The following is a 15,596-nucleotide window of genomic DNA, read 5'->3' as shown; positions in this document are numbered from 1 at the left end:
ATGATCGTTGATTAGGGTTATGAAGGGGTAAACACGGGTAAGTGGGCGCGGAAAAGTTCAGATTGCGGCAGCGCCAAGGCATTTTCCGGAAGGCCGATGGTTAATTGGCGCCGTCCGATTGTGCCAGAACCATACGCGCCACGGGCACGCGATAAGGCGAGCAACTGACATAATCGATGTCCAGCTCGGAAAAAAAGCGCAGCGAATTGGTCTCGCCGGCGTGTTCTCCGCAGATGCCGACCTTCAGATGTGGATTGACCGCCCTGCCCCGCTCGATGGCGATGCGGATCAATTCGCCCACTCCGCGCTGGTCTATGGTGACGAACGGGTCGACATCGTAGAGGGCTCGGCGGTGATATGTCGCAAGGAAGGCCGGGGCATCGTCGCGGGAGATGCCATAGGTCGTCTGGGTGAGATCGTTGGTGCCAAAGGAAATGAAATCGACTTCCTTTGCGATGTCGCCTGCCCGAAGGCAGGCCCGCGGCAACTCGATCATCGTGCCGAACGCAAGATTGGCGCCGCGCTGGAACACGGGCGCGTTGCCCACGATGTCCATGATGCGCGATTTGACCCAGGCCACTTCGCGGGCCGAGGTGACGAAGGGCACCATGATTTCGAGATTGACCGGCAAATCCTGATTGTCCATGGCCGCCTCGACACCGGCGACCAACGCCCGAACCTGCATGGCGAGAATTTCGGGATAGGTGATGACCAACCGCACGCCGCGATGGCCCAGCATCGGATTGACCTCATCGAGACGCTGCAAACGCGCCTTGAGCGCCTTGAGCGAGAGGCCAAGCGCTTCTGCGGTGTCTTCGATATCGTCCTCGCTGCGCGGCAGGAACTCATGCAGGGGAGGATCGAAAAGGCGCACATTGACGGGCTTGTTCTGCATTGTCTGGAACAGCGCCGCGTAATCGGCGGCCTGATAATCGACGAGCCCTTCCAGCGCTGTGGCACGATCCTGCTCGTTTTCCGAAAGGATAAGGCGGCGAAGGGCCCGCATGCGCTCGCCGGAAAAAAACATGTGTTCGGAACGCGCCAGCCCGATGCCTTCGGCGCCGAAGCTGAGCGCCGTGCGGGCGGCCTCGATGGTTTCGGCATTGGTCCTGACGGCGATGGTCCGGCTATCGTCGGCCCAATCGAGAAGGCGCGAGAGCGCGCCGCCGATATGGGGACGCGAAAGGGGCAACGCGCCTTCATAAATTGCACCCTCGGATCCGTCTATCGTGATGCGCTGGCCAGTGGCAAACACCTTGTCGCCGATCTTGCAGATGCCGTTTTCGGCGTCGATCTGCAGGCTTCTCAGGCCGGCGACGCAGGGCTTGCCGGTGATGCGGGCGACAACGGCCGCGTGACTGGTCATGCCGCCACGGGCCGTCACGAACCCGGTGGCCGCCTTCATCCCCTCGATATCGCCCGGCCCGGTTTCCATGACCACGAGGATGCAATGGCGACCGCGGGCGCGGCAGCGCGCTGCATCGTCAGGCGTGAAAACGATCTCTCCGCTCGCCGCGCCGGGCGAAACGCCGAGGCCGGACGCGATGGCGGTCGCCTTGTGGTCATCGGTGAGCCGGGGATGGAGCAATTGCGGCAATTGGGCCGGGTTGAAGCGCCTCACCGCTTCTGCCGGCATCCAGACGCCTGCCTGGACCCGCTCGACCGCCGCTTCAAGCTGGGCGCCTGCGCTGACCTGTACCGGGCGGGCTGAAACGAGCCGGGCGGTATTGCCCTCGACCGATACGACGCAAGCCATATGCTGGCCGGATGCCGCGTCGACCGTCTCGATGAGCTTTGCGGTGTCGGCCGGGAGCCTTGGAAGGGGCTCTCCCGGCATGGCGACCGGGCCGATTCGTCCCGTTGTCGTATTGCGCGTCAGGAAATGTTCGATTTTCCCGCTTACGCTTGCCTGCACGATCACGATCTGGCTGTCGCGCGCCTCGCGTTCAGCCTCGCTGGCCCAGCCGGCAAGCGCCGGACCATAGCTGGCAAAGGCGGCGTTGATCGCCTTGCCCATGGCGCGTTGGGGATCGACCGCTTCGCTTTCATTGGCAGGGGCCGCAAGGCCCGGACGTGCCGGTTGCAGGCCCGCGATATGGCGCGGTGCCGAGGTGCGGACCACAAGTTCGGGTGGCGTTCTGCCCGGCGTTACCAGTTTAAAAAGCGTCGTGACCCAGACCTTGCGCAATGTATCGGTGCCGGTCTTGCGTTCGGCCTGAAGCGCCTCCCATGCCGCGCGGGTGATCGCGATCGTGGGGGCGACGGCCAGTCCGGCGTCAGCGGCAACATGGAGCCAGCGCGCCTTGCCGACCAGAAGACGCAATTGCGCGCGGCTCAAAGAGGGCTTTCCCTGAGCCGGGGCAATTGCGAACATCTGCTGGGAAGGCGCAACCAAACGAAAAACCCCAACTGAATCGGTGCCATATTGCCTGTGTGCCGGGCTTCCGGCAACAGGGGGCCGTGCTCCCTCTTGTCGCGCTTGCGGCTTGACTTGGGCAAGGACAAACCGCATGTGAGGATCATGACCGACAAGCCCAGCCTCGACATCCTGTTGTGTGCGCCGCGCGGATTTTGCGCGGGCGTGGATCGTGCCATCCAGATCGTGGACCTGGCGCTCAAAAAGTACGGGGCGCCGGTCTATGTGCGCCACGAGATCGTGCACAACAAGTTCGTCGTGGATGGGTTGCGCGCCAAGGGTGCGATCTTTGTCGAAGAGCTCGAGGAAATTCCCGAGGGCACAGAAGCGCCGGTGATCTTTTCAGCGCATGGTGTGGCCAAATCTGTGCCCGCCGAAGCGAAACACCGCAACATGTTCTTTCTCGATGCCACCTGCCCGCTGGTGACCAAGGTGCATGTGGAAGCCCAGCGCCATGCCGAAGAGGGGCATGATATCGTTTTGATCGGGCATCGGGGGCATCCCGAGGTGATCGGGACAATGGGACAATTGCCGCCGGGCAAGATCACGCTGATCGAAACTGTTGCCGACGCCGAGGCGTTTGCACCGCGCGATCCGAACAATCTGGCGCTTGTGACCCAGACCACGCTGTCTGTGGACGACACAAGCGCCATGGTGATGGTGCTCAAGAGCCGGTTTCCCAACATCGCCGTGCCCGCCAAGGAAGACATTTGCTATGCCACCACAAATCGGCAGGAAGCCGTGAAAGCGGTGGCGCCGCGGGTGGATGCGATGATCGTTGTGGGCGCGCCCAATTCATCGAACTCCATGCGGCTCGTGGAAGTGGGCGAGCGGGCCGGATGCAGGGTTTCGGTGCTCGTTCAACGGGCCGCCGATATCGACTGGGATCAGTTCGGGGATATTTCTTCTCTCGGCATCACGGCCGGGGCTTCGGCGCCGGAATCTTTGGTTGAAGAGGTGATCGAAGCCTTTGCGGAGCGGTTCAGCGTCAATGTCGAGATCGCTGTGACGGCGGAAGAGAACATCGCCTTCAACATCCCCCGCGTGCTGCGTCAGCTTGAAGAGGCATCGGGGCATTGAGTGAGCCTGTGGTAATCCACACCGACGGGGCCTGCTCAGGCAACCCCGGCCCCGGCGGCTGGGGCGCGGTGCTGCAATACAATGGCATGGTCAAAGAGCTCAAGGGCGGCATGGCCCAGACCACCAACAACCAGATGGAGCTGACCGCCGCCATTGAGGCACTTAATGCGCTCAAGCGGCCCTGCGCGGTGGAAATCCACACCGACAGCCAGTACGTCAAGAACGGCATTCAGGGCTGGCTGCACGGCTGGAAGCGCAATGGCTGGAAGACGGCAGCGAAAAAGCCGGTCAAGAATGTCGAACTCTGGCAGGCGCTCGACGCGGCAACCAAGCGGCACACCATCACATGGCACTGGGTGAAAGGCCATGCCGGGCATGACCTGAACGAGCGCGCCGATCGGCTGGCCAACGAGGGCATGGCACCGTTCAAAGGGCGATAGATCGCCTTGGTCAGCTCTTCAGTGAGCGGCAGGCTTTTCCCTGCGGAACAGGCCCAGCACCGGCGCGATGCCGTATTCGGCAATGGGGATAATGATAAAGCCGATGATCAGGCCAACAATTCCCGATAGCACTGCGACCGTGAGCCAGTGAAGCACGCCGGCGATGGCTGGGATCGTGCCTTCCACGAGGTGTGCGATATCCTCGATCCAGTGTTCGGGCCCGGCAAAGCCCATGCCGGCCAATCCGTGGACGATGATGCCACCGCCGACCCAGAGCATGGCCGCCGTGCCCACGATGGCGAGCCATTTGAGAAAGACCGGCATGCCTGCGACCAGCCCGCGACCAATGGCACGGCCCAGGCCGGTCTTGCCGTCCTTTGCCAGATAGAGCCCCACATCGTCAGCTTTGACGATCAGGGCCACGCCGCCATAAACGAGAATGGTCATGCCAAGGGCGACGACCAGCAGGACGAGGGCCTGGTTGACGACGTTGCCGGCCGGGATTTGCGCCAGTGCGATGGTCATGATTTCGGCGGAGAGAATGAAATCGGTCTTGATCGCGCCGGCGACCTTTTCGGCCTCCAGCTTTTCGGCATTGGCGGCAGATGGCACGACTTTTTTCTCGTGCTCGTGTGCCCGGTGCGGGAAGAGGCCCTCATAGATTTTTTCGGCACCTTCATAGCACAGATAGGCCCCGCCCAGCATGAGCAGCGGATTGATCATCCAGGGCAGAAAGGCGCTGAGCAGCAGGGCGGCGGGCAGAAGGAAGATCAGCTTGTTTTTGATCGAGCCCAGGGCGATCTTTCCCACAATGGGCAATTCGCGCTCGGGCTTGAAACCCTGCACGTATTTGGGGGTTACCGCGGCGTCATCGATCATCGCCCCGGCTGCCTTGGCCCCGGCTTTCATGGCCTGGCCGGCGATATCGTCGACCGAGGTCGCCGCCACCTTGGCGAGCGCGGCGACATCATCGAGAAGGGCGAGAAGACCGACGCTCATGTAATAAATCCCCTATGTGGCGTTCATAACCGCTTGGCCGGGCCGTGGTTCCCTAGCCCGCGACCTTTGAGAAGTCAGCGACCAGATGCATCGTGTCGCGCAGGGACGCCAGAAGATTGAGGCGGTTGGCGCGGATGGCCGGATCGGGGTCGTTGACGAGGACGGATTCGAAGAAGGCGTCGACGGGGGTGCGCAGCGAGGCAAGAACGGCAATGGCGCCGGCATAGTCGTCGTTTTCGAGACGGGCGGTCACATCGGTTCGGGCTTGTTCGACGGCAGCCGCGAGACGCTGTTCCTCGGGCGTTTCCAGCTTCGCTGCGTCGACGACGCTGGCGTAGGTGGTGGCGTCCTTTTTTTCCTCGGCGATGAGGATGTTGGCCGCGCGCTTGTAGCCGGCGAGCAGCGCCTTGCCATCGTCGGCGGCGAGCAGCGAGGAGAGCGCGGCAACACGGGAGACGATTTGCAGGATGTCCTTACTGTTCGCTCTGCCTTCCCGGCCGGTGACAACTCCGGTGGCGATGTTGTAAACGGAATCCAGCAGATCGTAGCGCGCACCGCTCTCCCTCAACTGAACTTTGAGACGATCAGCAATAAACTCAATCACGGCGAACGCATTTGCCACTGGATCAACCGGATCAAAATAGCGCTCTGCGTGGTCTATTAGAAGCTTGGTGAGATCGACAGAGCAACGATTGTCCACGATCAACCGGATCACCCCGAGCGCGGCGCGGCGAAGCGCGTAGGGATCTTTGCTGCCGGTCGGCTTTTCGTCAATCGCCCAGAAGCCTGTCAGGATATCGAGCTTGTCGGCCAGGGCGACCGCGATCGAAACCGGCTCGGTGGGCACGCGGTCGGAGGGGCCAAGGGGCTTATAGTGTTCTTCGATGGCCGTGGCGACTTCGGGCTTTTCGCCCTGGGCCAGCGCATAATAGCGACCCATCAGGCCCTGGAGTTCGGGGAATTCTCCGACCATGCCGGTGGGCAGATCGGCTTTGGAGAGCTTTGCGGCGCGTTTGGCGTCTTCGACATCGGCGCCGACCAGCGGGGCGATTTCGGCGGCAAGCTTTTCGATGCGGGCGACGCGTTCGGCCTGGGTGCCCAGCTTGGCGTGGAAGACAACATCTTCGAGCTTGGGCAGATTGTCGGCAAGCGGGGTTTCGAGATCGGTCTCGTAAAAAAACTTGGCATCGGACAGGCGGGCGCGGATGACGCGCTCATTGCCCGCGACGATGGTTTTACCGTCGTCCTCGGCGATGAGGTTCGATGTCAGGATGAACTTGTTGGCCAACTTGCCCGTCGAGGAATCCCGCAGGCAGAAGCATTTCTGGTTGGCGCGGATGGTGGCGATGATGGCCTCTTCGGGGACCTTGAGGAAGGACTCGTCGAACGACCCCATCATGACCACCGGCCACTCGACAAGACCCGCGACTTCTTCGAGCAAGCCTTCATCGACGATCAGTTCAAGCCCCTGTGCGAAGGCGAGTTGTTCGGCGTCGGTTCTGATGATCTGCTTGCGGCGGTCGATATCGAGCACCACGCGGGCCTTTTCGAGCGCCTGCACGTAATCGTCAAAGCGGCGGACCTTTATGGCATCGGGCGCCATGAAGCGGTGGCCATAGGTGGTGTTGCCCGAAGTCACGGCGTCCAGTTCGAATTCGATCACGTCGGGTTCTTCGCCTTCGGGGCCGAAGGTTGCGGTGATGGCGCGCAGCGGGCGGACCCATTCGAGACGCCCTGAGCCCCAGCGCATCGGCTTGCCCCAGGGGAAGGACTTTACGGTTGCGGGCAGAATGTCGCGTAAAATCTCGATGGCGGGGGCGCCCTTTTTCTCGATCACCGCGACGTAGAAATCGCCCTTTTTTTCGTCGGACTGGATCTTGGCGTCGTCGATGGAAGAAAGCCCTGCCGCACGCAGAAAGCCGTCGAGAGCCTGCTGGGGCGCGCCGACCTTGGGGCCCTTGCGCTCTTCGCGCGTGTCGGGGGAAGCGGCGGGAAGGCCCGTTACCGTAAGCGCCAGGCGGCGCGGCGTGGCGAATGCGCCGGCGCTTTCATAGACCAGCCCCTTTTCGACCAACGCGTCGGTTACGGCCTTCTTGAGGTCCTCGGCTGCCCGGCGCTGAAGACGCGCGGGAATTTCCTCGGAAAAGAGCTCAAGCAGCAATTCGGGCATGGTCGGGGTGCCTTGGGCGGGTCTGTGGTAATGTTGGCGAAGCGGTAGCAGGCGACAGGTCGAAAGTCCATTGGGTGGCGGATATGCTCGCACCATGGACTGATTTTGCATAGGCAGGCGGTATGCGGCGAGAGATTTCTGCCGCATACGCGCGAGGACTTTTGGCTATGGTGTACCGATCACCAGCCGATTGCCTTCGCTGTCGCGAAATTCGGCTACGGTGCGGCCCGGCTGCCAGGAGGGTTCGTGCGGTTCGGTGATGATCTCTACCCGCTTTGCACGGAGCGCCTCGACGGTCCCCGCCACGTCATCTGCAACGAAGACCAGAACCGGCATATCCGAGGGCGCATCGTTTTCGCGGCGGATGAAGTGCAGATTGGTTTGCGTCCCGGGGAATTTGAGTTCGATCCACCGCCAGCCATCGGCGCCCATCGGGGCGTCCGCAGCCACTTCGCAACCGAGCTTTCCGGTATAGAACGCCTTGGCGCGATCCTGATCGCTGACCGGCAGTTCGGCAAACTGAATGTACATTGGCTATCTCCCTAATTGGCGCTGAGCGTCCGGTGCAAGGTTTCGGCGAATGCCTCGGCATGGGGTTCAAAGCCCGTATGATCGCCGGGGAATGTGACAGGAACAACGCCCAGCGCGTTCACAAGCGCCATGCTGAGTTCCTCGATGGGGCTGCCCCTGGATTCCGCACCGATGCCGACGATCACCCGCGGCGCGCCGGCCTTAAGCGTTTCAACGTCGGGCGTGTAGTGCGAGAGCGGCAACATGGCGTGGGCGAGCCAATATTCGAAATTGCCGCTGACACGCCCAAAGGTTTCGGCGGCCTCGGGCGACATATCGAAATCGAGCCCGACGTCCCCTTCGGAGCTCTCGGACATGCCGGCAGCGCCAAAGAACATTCCCATGGCAGCCTCAACGCCCTCGCTCTTGTAGGTTGCGTGAAGCGCCTCATCGAAGGCGATTGCCTCGGCGGGGTCATCAAGCAGCATCGTGGATGGCGGCTCGTGGGCGACAATCGCCTTGACCTTCTCAGGATAGCGTGCGGCCAGATTGAGCCCGATATGGGCGCCGCCGCTGGTCCCCATGACATAGGCCGTCCCCTGCCCCAGCGCGTCGATCAAAGCGGCAGCGTCGTCAGCCTGGATGTCAAGGACGAGAGGCTGAATGGCCCCATCGAATGTCGAGCGGGAATTGCCGCGCGGGTCGTAAGCGACAACGGTGTAGCGATCTGCCAGCGCACGGGCGAGATCGGCGAAGACGCCTGCGTCCTGGGGCCCGCCGGGAATGATGAGAAGCATAGGGCCATGGCCCCAGCTTTCGTAATAGAGCGTCGCGCCCGGCACCTTCAGCGTACCGGCTTTCGGGGATTGGGTCATCGTCATCTCCGCTGGTGGTGTCATTGGAATGTCGGCGGATGACGGCTGCGCCACGGCACCCGGCGGACCGATCAGGAGAGCCGTGCCGACCAAAGTCGCCATTAATCCATGCCTTTGCATCGCATATCCTCTGGAACTAGACCGTACAGTACTATTGCTTGCAGTGAACTAGACTGTCCAGTACCGTATTGTCAATCGCAAACTGATTTGGATGGCCCGGACACGATGCCAAAGGCGGAGACGAATTCAGAAAAGGTTGACGAGACAACACCCCGTTCAGCGCGCAAGCGTCAGGCAATCGTTGAAGCGGCGACCGAGATCTTCCTTATCAACGGTTATCTCGGGACCAATATGGACGAGATCGCGGCGCGTTCGGCGGTATCCAAGCAGACCGTCTATAAGCACTTTTCCTCAAAGGAGGCACTGTTCGTCGAGATCGTGTCTTCGCTGACCGACAGGACGGGCGACCGGGTGCATGGAGACGCACCTCCGGCCGATCCCGACAACCTTGCGGCCTATCTGGAGGATTATGCCTTTCGCCAGCTCTATATCGTTCTCAATCCGCGCATCATGCAGTTGCGGCGGCTGGTGATCGGCGAAGTCCCACGGTTTCCCGAATTGGCGCGTGTGTTGTACGAGCGGGGACCACTCCGGGCGATCGGGATACTTGCGAGCCTGTTCGAAACGCTAAAGGCGCAGGGATTGTTGGAATTTGACGATGCGATCGTGGCGGCGTCGCATTTCAACTGGCTGGTCATGTCGACACCGCTCAACCAGGCGATGCTGTTAGGCGACGACGCCATTCCCGGCCCTGACGCGCTGCGCAAGGAAGCGCGAGACGGCGTCAAAGTTTTTCTCGCGGCTTATGGACGATAGGAGGCAGGATGCCCCTTGCCGGTCTCTCTTGTCCCGATTGCGAAGGTTCAGCGCTCGCAAGCGATCCGGAGACCGCTAGTAGGCCCGCGAGGTGCAGAATTCGGGGACGCTGAAGAGGATGTCGCGTTCGAGCGAGGGCGGGATCTTGGCAAGAGCGGCCCGGGCGGCTTCGGCGTGGCGTTCCGCCTTGGCCATGGTCTGGCTCAGACAATCGTAGCGCGCGAAAATGGCGAGTATGTCGGCCAGTTGGCTCTCTCCGGACGCAGGGTTGCCCAAGGCCCTTTCGATCGTCTTGCGTTCGCCTTCGGTACCGGCCTGCAGCGCGAGGATGACAGGCAAGGTCATCTTGCCTTCGCGCAGGTCATCGCCCGTGTTCTTGCCCAGGGCGCCCTGCGCGCCACCGTAATCGAGGACGTCATCGACAAGCTGAAACGCCATGCCCAACTCCCGGCCATAGGCGGCCAGCGCCTTGCGGGAGGCACTGTCGGCACCGCCCGCCATCGCGCCCACTTCGGTTGCCGCCTCAAAGAGCGTCGCTGTCTTGGCGTGGATGATCTTTTCGTAATCGTCGGGCGTGGTGGAGAGATCGCCGGCTTTGGCGAGCTGGAAAACCTCGCCCTCGGCGATGATTGCGGCGGCGCGAGAGAGCACACCCAGCGCGTCGATATCGCGCGATTCCACCATCATCAGGAACGCCTGGCCCAAAAGGAAATCGCCCACGAGGACCGAGGCCTGATTGCCCCAGATGGTGCGGGCGGCGGGGCGGCCACGGCGCATGTCGCTTTCGTCGACCACATCGTCGTGGAGCAGCGTTGCGTTGTGCATGAATTCGACGGCGGCGGCAAAGCGGATTTCATTGCCGCCGGGCCGGCCAAACAGTGCGGAGGCCGCGAGGGTGAGCATGGGCCGCAGGCGCTTGCCTCCGGCGTCGATGAGATGGTTGGCAACTTCGGGGACCATATCGACGGGGCTATCGGACCGCGACAGTATGAGGCGATTGACGGCCTCCATGCCCTCTCCGGTCGCCGCCATCAGATCGTCGATTACCGCCGAAGCGTCCGCAAGTGGTCTCGGCGCCAGATTTTCAACCGCCATTGACGTTCATACTCCCAGGGAGGGCGCCGCCCACCCGATACAGTGTTTTAAAGGCCGTCGGGTTCCGCGCATAGGGAACCCGTGAGCCAATTGTTTGTTACCGCACTTCCGGATGGAATATGGCATAACCACTTATTACCGAAACGCTCTATTGTCAGCCCCGAGCCGCCAAAGTGGGGATACCACTTTGGCCTGAATGCAAACCAGGACCTTCGTGCCCATGTCGGTAAACCAGCAGTCCGAATTTGTAAAACGCCAAGAAGGGCAAGCCGATGCCTTTCTAGGCGGCAAATTGTCCATAGCGCAGCCGGAAAAGGGGTTCCGGGCTGGCCTGGATTCGGTTCTGCTGGGGGCAAGCATCCCGCATGGAGCGCGGCAATTGCTGGATCTGGGCGCCGGGGCCGGGGTGGCGGCACTTTGCGCACTCGCCCATGACGACGGACTCGAAGCGACGCTGGTGGAAAACAATGCCGATATGGCGATGCTGGCGGCAGGTAACGTGGAAGCGAACGGTTTTTCCCAGCGCGCGACGATCCTGAAAATCAACGCGACGGCTACCGGAGCCGAGCGCAAGGCGCTGGGTCTGGGCACCGATCGATTTGACGTCGTGATCGCCAATCCGCCGTTTTTCGAAGCGGGCACCCGTGCACCCGACCCGGCCCGGGCGGCAGCGCGGCATACCGACGGGGAGGTTTCGGGATGGGTGCGCACCGCCGTATCGTGCGCGCATGCCAAGGGCGAAGTGATCTTCATCCACCTTGCTCAGGCCCTGCCCCAGCTTCTCGCCGCTTTCGACTCGCGCATGGGCGGCATCTGCGTCCTGCCGATCGCCCCGCGGCCCGACGCACCGGCGAGCCGCGTGCTCGTCAGGGGCAAGAAGGGAAGCAAGGCCCCCATGCGGCTCCTGCCGCCGCTGATCCTGCATGGGGAGACGGGCGGCGGATTTGCCGAACCCGCAGGCTCGATCCTGCGCGGCAGCGCCCGGCTGGACTGGCACGAAGGCAAATGAATGCCTAAATGGGGGCCAAAGGCGCTCGCAAAGACCCAATTTCCGACAGGGAGACAAGTATGACCGCACTTACCGACGGCCAGATCGAGGCTCCCAAGCGTCCCTGGTACAAGAGAATTTTCGGCAATCGCGGACCGGTGGTCCCCGTTGTCCGGCTGCAGGGGGTCATTTCCCAGGATCTCAAGCCGGGCCGGCTTAACATCGCCTCGGTCGCGCCGCTTCTGGAAAAGGCTTTCAAAATCAAGAAAGCGCCCGTGGTGGCGATCGTCGTCAATTCGCCGGGCGGCTCGGCGGTGCAATCGCGCCTGATTGCCCAGCGCATCCGGCAACTGGCCGATCAGCACGAGAAAAAAGTGCTGGTGTTCGTCGAGGACGCCGCAGCTTCGGGCGGATATTTCATCGCCACGGCAGGCGACGAGATCATCGCCGACCCCTCCTCGCTGGTGGGATCGATCGGGGTGATCATGGCCAGCTTCGGGTTTGTCGATGCGATTGCCAGGCTGGGCATCGACCGGCGGCTCTATACGGCGGGCAAGAACAAATCGACGCTCGATCCGTTTCTGCCCGAAAAGTCCGAAGACGTCGCGCGGATCAAGCAGATGGAGCTCGATATCCACGAGGTATTCATCGACTATGTGAAATCGCGGCGGGCCGACAAGATCAAGCCGGCCGACGACGAGGTCTATACCGGCGAGTTCTGGACGGCCAAGCGCGGGCTGGCGATGGGGCTCGTGGACAGTCTGGGCGATCTGCACGGCACGCTGCGCGAACGGTTCGGCAAGGACGTGACGATCAAATCGATTGCGCCCAAGAAGGGCTTGCTGCAATTGCCCAATTTCGGACTGTCGGCGGGCGGGGATATCGCCGGAGATTTGATGGCAAAGATCGAGGACCGGCAAGCCTGGTCGCGGCTGGGGTTGTAACCATGGGAATATCGACACTCGTCACAATTCTTCTGGCGCTGCTGATCGGGATCGGGCTGCGTTCGATCCTGCGTGATTGGCGCAGGAAATTTGCCGAAGACGACACGCGGGCCGAAACAAAGCGCAAGGCGCAGATCGAGCGCAACAAGGCCGAGCTCAAATCGGGGGGCGTGGTGACGCTGGAGCGCGGCGAAGACGGGGTCTATCGCCCAGGCAAGGAATAGCCGGCCACGCTTGACCTTGGATCATGGCACAACTACGGTCGCGCCGCTTTCGAAACTGGGTTTGCAGAACAACGATGACCGACGCCCTTGCGCCGCATATGGACCCCCGAAATTCGTTTCAGGGGCTTATCCTGACCTTGCAGAGATTCTGGGCGGATCAGGGTTGTGTCATTTTGCAGCCCTACGACATGCAGATGGGCGCGGGAACGTTCCATACTGCGACCACCCTGCGAGCGCTGGGACCCAAGCCGTGGAACGCGGCCTATGTGCAGCCCTCGCGTCGGCCCACCGACGGGCGCTATGGGGAAAACCCCAACCGGCTGCAGCACTATTATCAGTTCCAGGTGATCTTGAAGCCCTCACCCGCCAACATTCAGGAGCTTTACCTGCAATCTTTGGCCGCGATCGGGCTCGACGCAAAACTGCACGATATCCGCTTTGTCGAGGACGATTGGGAGAGCCCGACGCTGGGCGCCTGGGGGCTGGGCTGGGAATGCTGGTGCGACGGGATGGAGGTTTCCCAGTTCACCTACTTCCAGCAGGTCGCCGGTTTCGAATGTTCGCCGGTGCCGGGGGAAATTACCTATGGGCTGGAACGGCTGGCGATGTATGTGCAGGGAGTCGAGAATGTTTACGATCTCAACTTCAACGGGCGCGAAGGCGACCAGAAGGTGACTTATGGCGAGGTGTTCCTGCAAAACGAGCAGGAATTCTCCAAATACAATTTCGAAGCCGCCGACACCGAAATGCTGTTCCGGCACTTCAGGGATGCCGAGAACGAGTGCAGGGCGATCCTTGCCAAAGGCAAGGACGGCGAACGCCAGACCATGGCGGTGCCGGCCTATGAACAGGTCATCAAGGCTTCGCACACCTTCAACCTACTCGACGCGCGCGGAGTGATCTCGGTGACGGAGCGCCAAAGCTATATCCTGCGCATTCGCGAACTGGCCAAGGCGTGCGGCGCAGCCTGGCTGCAAACGGCCGGTGGCGGGGCCGCGTGAACTGGGCTATGAAATGAGCTGAATTTCGTTCGTCGCATGGGGGCAAGATGGACACGCAAGAGCTGAAAAGCCGCCTCGATTCCGTTGGTCGACCGGACAGGCAATCGGAAATGATTCGTCTGGTAGGACTGATCGCGCTCTGCGGCGTGGTTGTGGCGGGTTTCTTCTACAATCGTGGCGTTATCGGTTCGTTGTTGTCCTACGACATGCTCGTTCGTACCTGGTTTTTGCTCACCACCGCGCCCGGATCGGGCAACGCGATGCTGAACGGCGTGCAATATCTACAATATGTCTCGCTGATCGCGGGCACCGCCGTTTTTGTTTTCGCGGTATTTTCGGTCGTGATGCGAGCCATCCAGCTGGCATTGAAAACAATCTGGAAAATCGTTCTTGATCGGCGGGGCGATGCGCCCCAGCGTACTCCTGGGGATTATGAAGCGGTTTCGGACGTTGCCTCGGCCATGACCGAGGGCACAATGAACCTGCCAAAACAAACCAGCCCTTTCCTTCAAGCGGCATTCGGCGGGGCCACGACCTTTGTGCCGCCCTTCACCCGCAGGACCGTTCACCTTGCAGGCGAGCGGCTTAGCGAACTGAGTGGCAAGATCATCCGGTTTGCCGTCTTCGGCCTGGTTTTCGTCGGCGGGGCCTATTGGCTACATTTGGACCGGACATTGAGCGGGCTGGACCCCGTCATCGCCACGGCGCTGAGCTTTAGCGGATCTACGTCCGCCGCTTGGCAAGTGGCAATTCCCATCCTCTTGTTGCTCATCACCGTGATCGTCACTGCCATACTGGATTTCATTTTGGTAACGTTGCTGGTGCCGAGCAACGGACCGGCCTATTCCAGCACGCGCAAAGCCGAAGATTTCGTGGTCGGGCTTGACCACCATAACATTGTCAACCAACTTCCGTTGCGGTTCGAGCCTCTCGCTTGGCCCGGCTATGACAATCGCCATGCCCATCTAAGCGCGGAAAGCGCCTCGGAAAGTCTTTCGGACACGGGACGATTCCAGGCCAGTGTGGTTATCGAGCGCCAACCAGAACCCGTCGAGCGGCCCGCCAGGCGAGCAGCGCTGTTGCGCTTGGTGTCCGGCTGGGCCTTTATCGTGGCCGGGGCGGTCGTGGGGCTATTTCTGGTTTTGCAGACGGCCTCGGCGCAGCTAATGACCGGAGCGGCGATCTCGCCGGAAAGCGTGGCGGTTACACCCCTCGCAGCGGTGCTGTTTCTCGCCCTGTCCCGGCGGTTGTGGGGTTGGGGGCAGATATTTATCGCCGAAAGCGAGCAATTAAGCGCGATTCAGCGCTACAAGTCTGTCGTCCTTCTGGCGAAACTCAGCGGCACGCAAGGCAAGGGCAATGTTCGCGTCGGCGGCAATCGCGACGATTCGGTTGAATCCAGCGCGCAGACGCCGGTGCTCAATATGCTGACCGAGGCCTGGGCGGCTGAAGTCATCAGTGAAGCGGCTGGAGCGACAACCGCACGCGAAATGGTCTCCTCAGTGCCATCGAAAGAAAGCCGTGAATGGGCCGACGCCCTTTTGGCGGTTATGCATGAGTTTGCTCAACGCAAAGCGCGCACTGTGGGGGTGGACACAAGCTCGGACAACGCAGCCGATATCCTGCGCACAAATCTGGGACTATCCGCAATCCGGGAGCGCAATCGCCATCTGGCGACCGGCGAGGGCGTTCTGGAATTACCCCGCGGCTCGAACCCAGAGCTTTTAAGCGCCGGTTCTTCGGATGGGATGGACGGATTTACCGCCGATGGCTCCATCCTGCCCGGCTACAAGCTGTGCCCGGAATGCGCCGAGCCCGTGCGCGAAAAGGCGCGCCGCTGTCGGTATTGCCAGCACAGTTTCGACGAGGGAAACGATGCGGCCTGAGGCGCTCTTGGGGGCGGGATGAGCAGCGGAGAGCCCCGAACGTTGATATTGCCCGGTTTCGGTGCAAAAGTTCGATGCGTCAACCGAGGGAA

General features: G+C 61.6%; 14 protein-coding genes. 8 read left to right on the top strand and 6 right to left on the bottom strand.

What is annotated here, in order from left to right; all coding sequences use genetic code 11:
- Positions 1–100 precede the first annotated feature (100 nt).
- Positions 101–2,338 carry a putative PEP-binding protein gene (locus KKY_RS02660; RefSeq protein ID WP_014129746.1) on the bottom strand — a complete coding sequence of 746 codons (2,238 nt, stop codon included), beginning with the start codon at positions 2,336–2,338 and terminating at the stop codon, positions 101–103.
- 183 nt (positions 2,339–2,521) lie between these two features.
- Here KKY_RS02660 and ispH point away from each other — a divergent pair, with 183 nt between their 5' ends.
- Positions 2,522–3,496 carry a 4-hydroxy-3-methylbut-2-enyl diphosphate reductase gene (ispH, locus tag KKY_RS02655; RefSeq protein ID WP_041529022.1) on the top strand — a complete coding sequence of 325 codons (975 nt, stop codon included), beginning with the start codon at positions 2,522–2,524 and terminating at the stop codon, positions 3,494–3,496.
- A complete protein-coding gene (gene rnhA / locus KKY_RS02650; RefSeq protein ID WP_041528535.1) occupies positions 3,493–3,936 on the top strand; it encodes a ribonuclease HI in 444 nt (147 codons plus the stop codon). Before ispH ends, rnhA begins: the two co-directional genes overlap by 4 nt.
- Before the next feature lie 18 nt (positions 3,937–3,954).
- Here the strand turns inward: rnhA and KKY_RS02645 are convergent, their stop codons facing one another.
- The 4 genes from KKY_RS02645 to KKY_RS02630 all read right to left on the bottom strand — a co-directional run bounded on the left by KKY_RS02645 (position 3,955) and on the right by KKY_RS02630 (position 8,490).
- Entirely contained in the window at positions 3,955–4,935 is a 981-nt protein-coding gene (locus KKY_RS02645; RefSeq protein ID WP_014129743.1) for a DUF808 domain-containing protein, read from the bottom strand.
- A gap of 52 nt (positions 4,936–4,987) precedes the next feature.
- On the bottom strand, positions 4,988–7,105 hold the full coding sequence (gene glyS / locus KKY_RS02640; protein WP_014129742.1) for a glycine--tRNA ligase subunit beta: 2,118 nt from the start codon (positions 7,103–7,105) through the stop codon (positions 4,988–4,990).
- A 165-nt stretch (positions 7,106–7,270) separates the two neighbouring features.
- On the bottom strand, positions 7,271–7,636 hold the full coding sequence (locus KKY_RS02635; RefSeq protein WP_014129741.1) for a VOC family protein: 366 nt from the start codon (positions 7,634–7,636) through the stop codon (positions 7,271–7,273).
- Between the two features lie 11 nt (positions 7,637–7,647).
- Complete coding sequence (locus KKY_RS02630) at positions 7,648–8,490, bottom strand: alpha/beta fold hydrolase (protein WP_202945637.1); 843 nt, start codon at positions 8,488–8,490, stop codon at positions 7,648–7,650.
- Positions 8,491–8,715: 225 nt separating this feature from the next.
- Between KKY_RS02630 and KKY_RS02625 the strand changes: the two genes are divergently transcribed.
- The gene (locus tag KKY_RS02625; RefSeq protein ID WP_014129739.1) at positions 8,716–9,366 is read left to right on the top strand and encodes a TetR/AcrR family transcriptional regulator; all 651 of its coding nucleotides are present in this window, start codon (positions 8,716–8,718) and stop codon (positions 9,364–9,366) included.
- 75 nt (positions 9,367–9,441) lie between these two features.
- Here KKY_RS02625 and KKY_RS02620 read toward each other — a convergent pair whose 3' ends face one another.
- Positions 9,442–10,461, bottom strand: a complete 1,020-nt coding sequence (locus tag KKY_RS02620; protein ID WP_014129738.1) for a polyprenyl synthetase family protein — start codon at positions 10,459–10,461, stop codon at positions 9,442–9,444.
- A 196-nt stretch (positions 10,462–10,657) separates the two neighbouring features.
- Between KKY_RS02620 and KKY_RS02615 the strand changes: the two genes are divergently transcribed.
- The 5 genes from KKY_RS02615 (at position 10,658) to KKY_RS02595 (ending at position 15,504) form a co-directional block, all read left to right on the top strand.
- Positions 10,658–11,470: a tRNA1(Val) (adenine(37)-N6)-methyltransferase gene (locus KKY_RS02615; RefSeq protein ID WP_083823910.1), complete on the top strand. Its 813-nt coding sequence runs from the start codon at positions 10,658–10,660 to the stop codon at positions 11,468–11,470.
- A 59-nt stretch (positions 11,471–11,529) separates the two neighbouring features.
- Positions 11,530–12,393, top strand: coding sequence for a S49 family peptidase (locus KKY_RS02610; protein WP_014129736.1), 864 nt, complete (start codon positions 11,530–11,532; stop codon positions 12,391–12,393).
- Between the two features lie 2 nt (positions 12,394–12,395).
- Positions 12,396–12,617, top strand: a complete 222-nt coding sequence (locus KKY_RS02605) for a hypothetical protein (protein WP_014129735.1) — start codon at positions 12,396–12,398, stop codon at positions 12,615–12,617.
- Positions 12,618–12,691: 74 nt separating this feature from the next.
- On the top strand, positions 12,692–13,618 hold the full coding sequence (locus tag KKY_RS02600) for a glycine--tRNA ligase subunit alpha (protein ID WP_014129734.1): 927 nt from the start codon (positions 12,692–12,694) through the stop codon (positions 13,616–13,618).
- A 110-nt stretch (positions 13,619–13,728) separates the two neighbouring features.
- Complete coding sequence (locus tag KKY_RS02595) at positions 13,729–15,504, top strand: zinc ribbon domain-containing protein (RefSeq protein WP_014129733.1); 1,776 nt, start codon at positions 13,729–13,731, stop codon at positions 15,502–15,504.
- The last annotated feature ends 92 nt before the right edge of the window (positions 15,505–15,596 follow it).

It is taken from the genome of Pelagibacterium halotolerans B2 (genome assembly GCF_000230555.1).
GTDB lineage: Bacteria > Pseudomonadota > Alphaproteobacteria > Rhizobiales > Devosiaceae > Pelagibacterium > Pelagibacterium halotolerans.
The sequence above is the reverse complement of the archived record's forward strand: the minus strand, read 5'-3'. Positions and strand labels throughout refer to the sequence as shown.

Bases quoted from the DNA above. Each gene is read 5' to 3' on its own strand.
- KKY_RS02615 (WP_083823910.1), top strand. From the start codon at position 10,658: ATGCAAACCAGGACCTTCGTGCCCATGTCGGTAAACCAGCAGTCCGAA.
- KKY_RS02635 (WP_014129741.1), bottom strand. From the start codon at position 7,636: ATGTACATTCAGTTTGCCGAACTGCCGGTCAGCGATCAGGATCGCGCC.
- KKY_RS02600 (WP_014129734.1), top strand. From the start codon at position 12,692: ATGACCGACGCCCTTGCGCCGCATATGGACCCCCGAAATTCGTTTCAG.
- KKY_RS02605 (WP_014129735.1), top strand. From the start codon at position 12,396: ATGGGAATATCGACACTCGTCACAATTCTTCTGGCGCTGCTGATCGGG.
- KKY_RS02620 (WP_014129738.1), bottom strand. From the start codon at position 10,461: ATGGCGGTTGAAAATCTGGCGCCGAGACCACTTGCGGACGCTTCGGCG.
- KKY_RS02645 (WP_014129743.1), bottom strand. From the start codon at position 4,935: ATGAGCGTCGGTCTTCTCGCCCTTCTCGATGATGTCGCCGCGCTCGCC.
- KKY_RS02630 (WP_202945637.1), bottom strand. From the start codon at position 8,490: ATGACCCAATCCCCGAAAGCCGGTACGCTGAAGGTGCCGGGCGCGACG.
- KKY_RS02625 (WP_014129739.1), top strand. From the start codon at position 8,716: ATGCCAAAGGCGGAGACGAATTCAGAAAAGGTTGACGAGACAACACCC.
- KKY_RS02595 (WP_014129733.1), top strand. From the start codon at position 13,729: ATGATTCGTCTGGTAGGACTGATCGCGCTCTGCGGCGTGGTTGTGGCG.
- ispH (WP_041529022.1), top strand. From the start codon at position 2,522: ATGACCGACAAGCCCAGCCTCGACATCCTGTTGTGTGCGCCGCGCGGA.
- KKY_RS02610 (WP_014129736.1), top strand. From the start codon at position 11,530: ATGACCGCACTTACCGACGGCCAGATCGAGGCTCCCAAGCGTCCCTGG.
- glyS (WP_014129742.1), bottom strand. From the start codon at position 7,105: ATGCCCGAATTGCTGCTTGAGCTCTTTTCCGAGGAAATTCCCGCGCGT.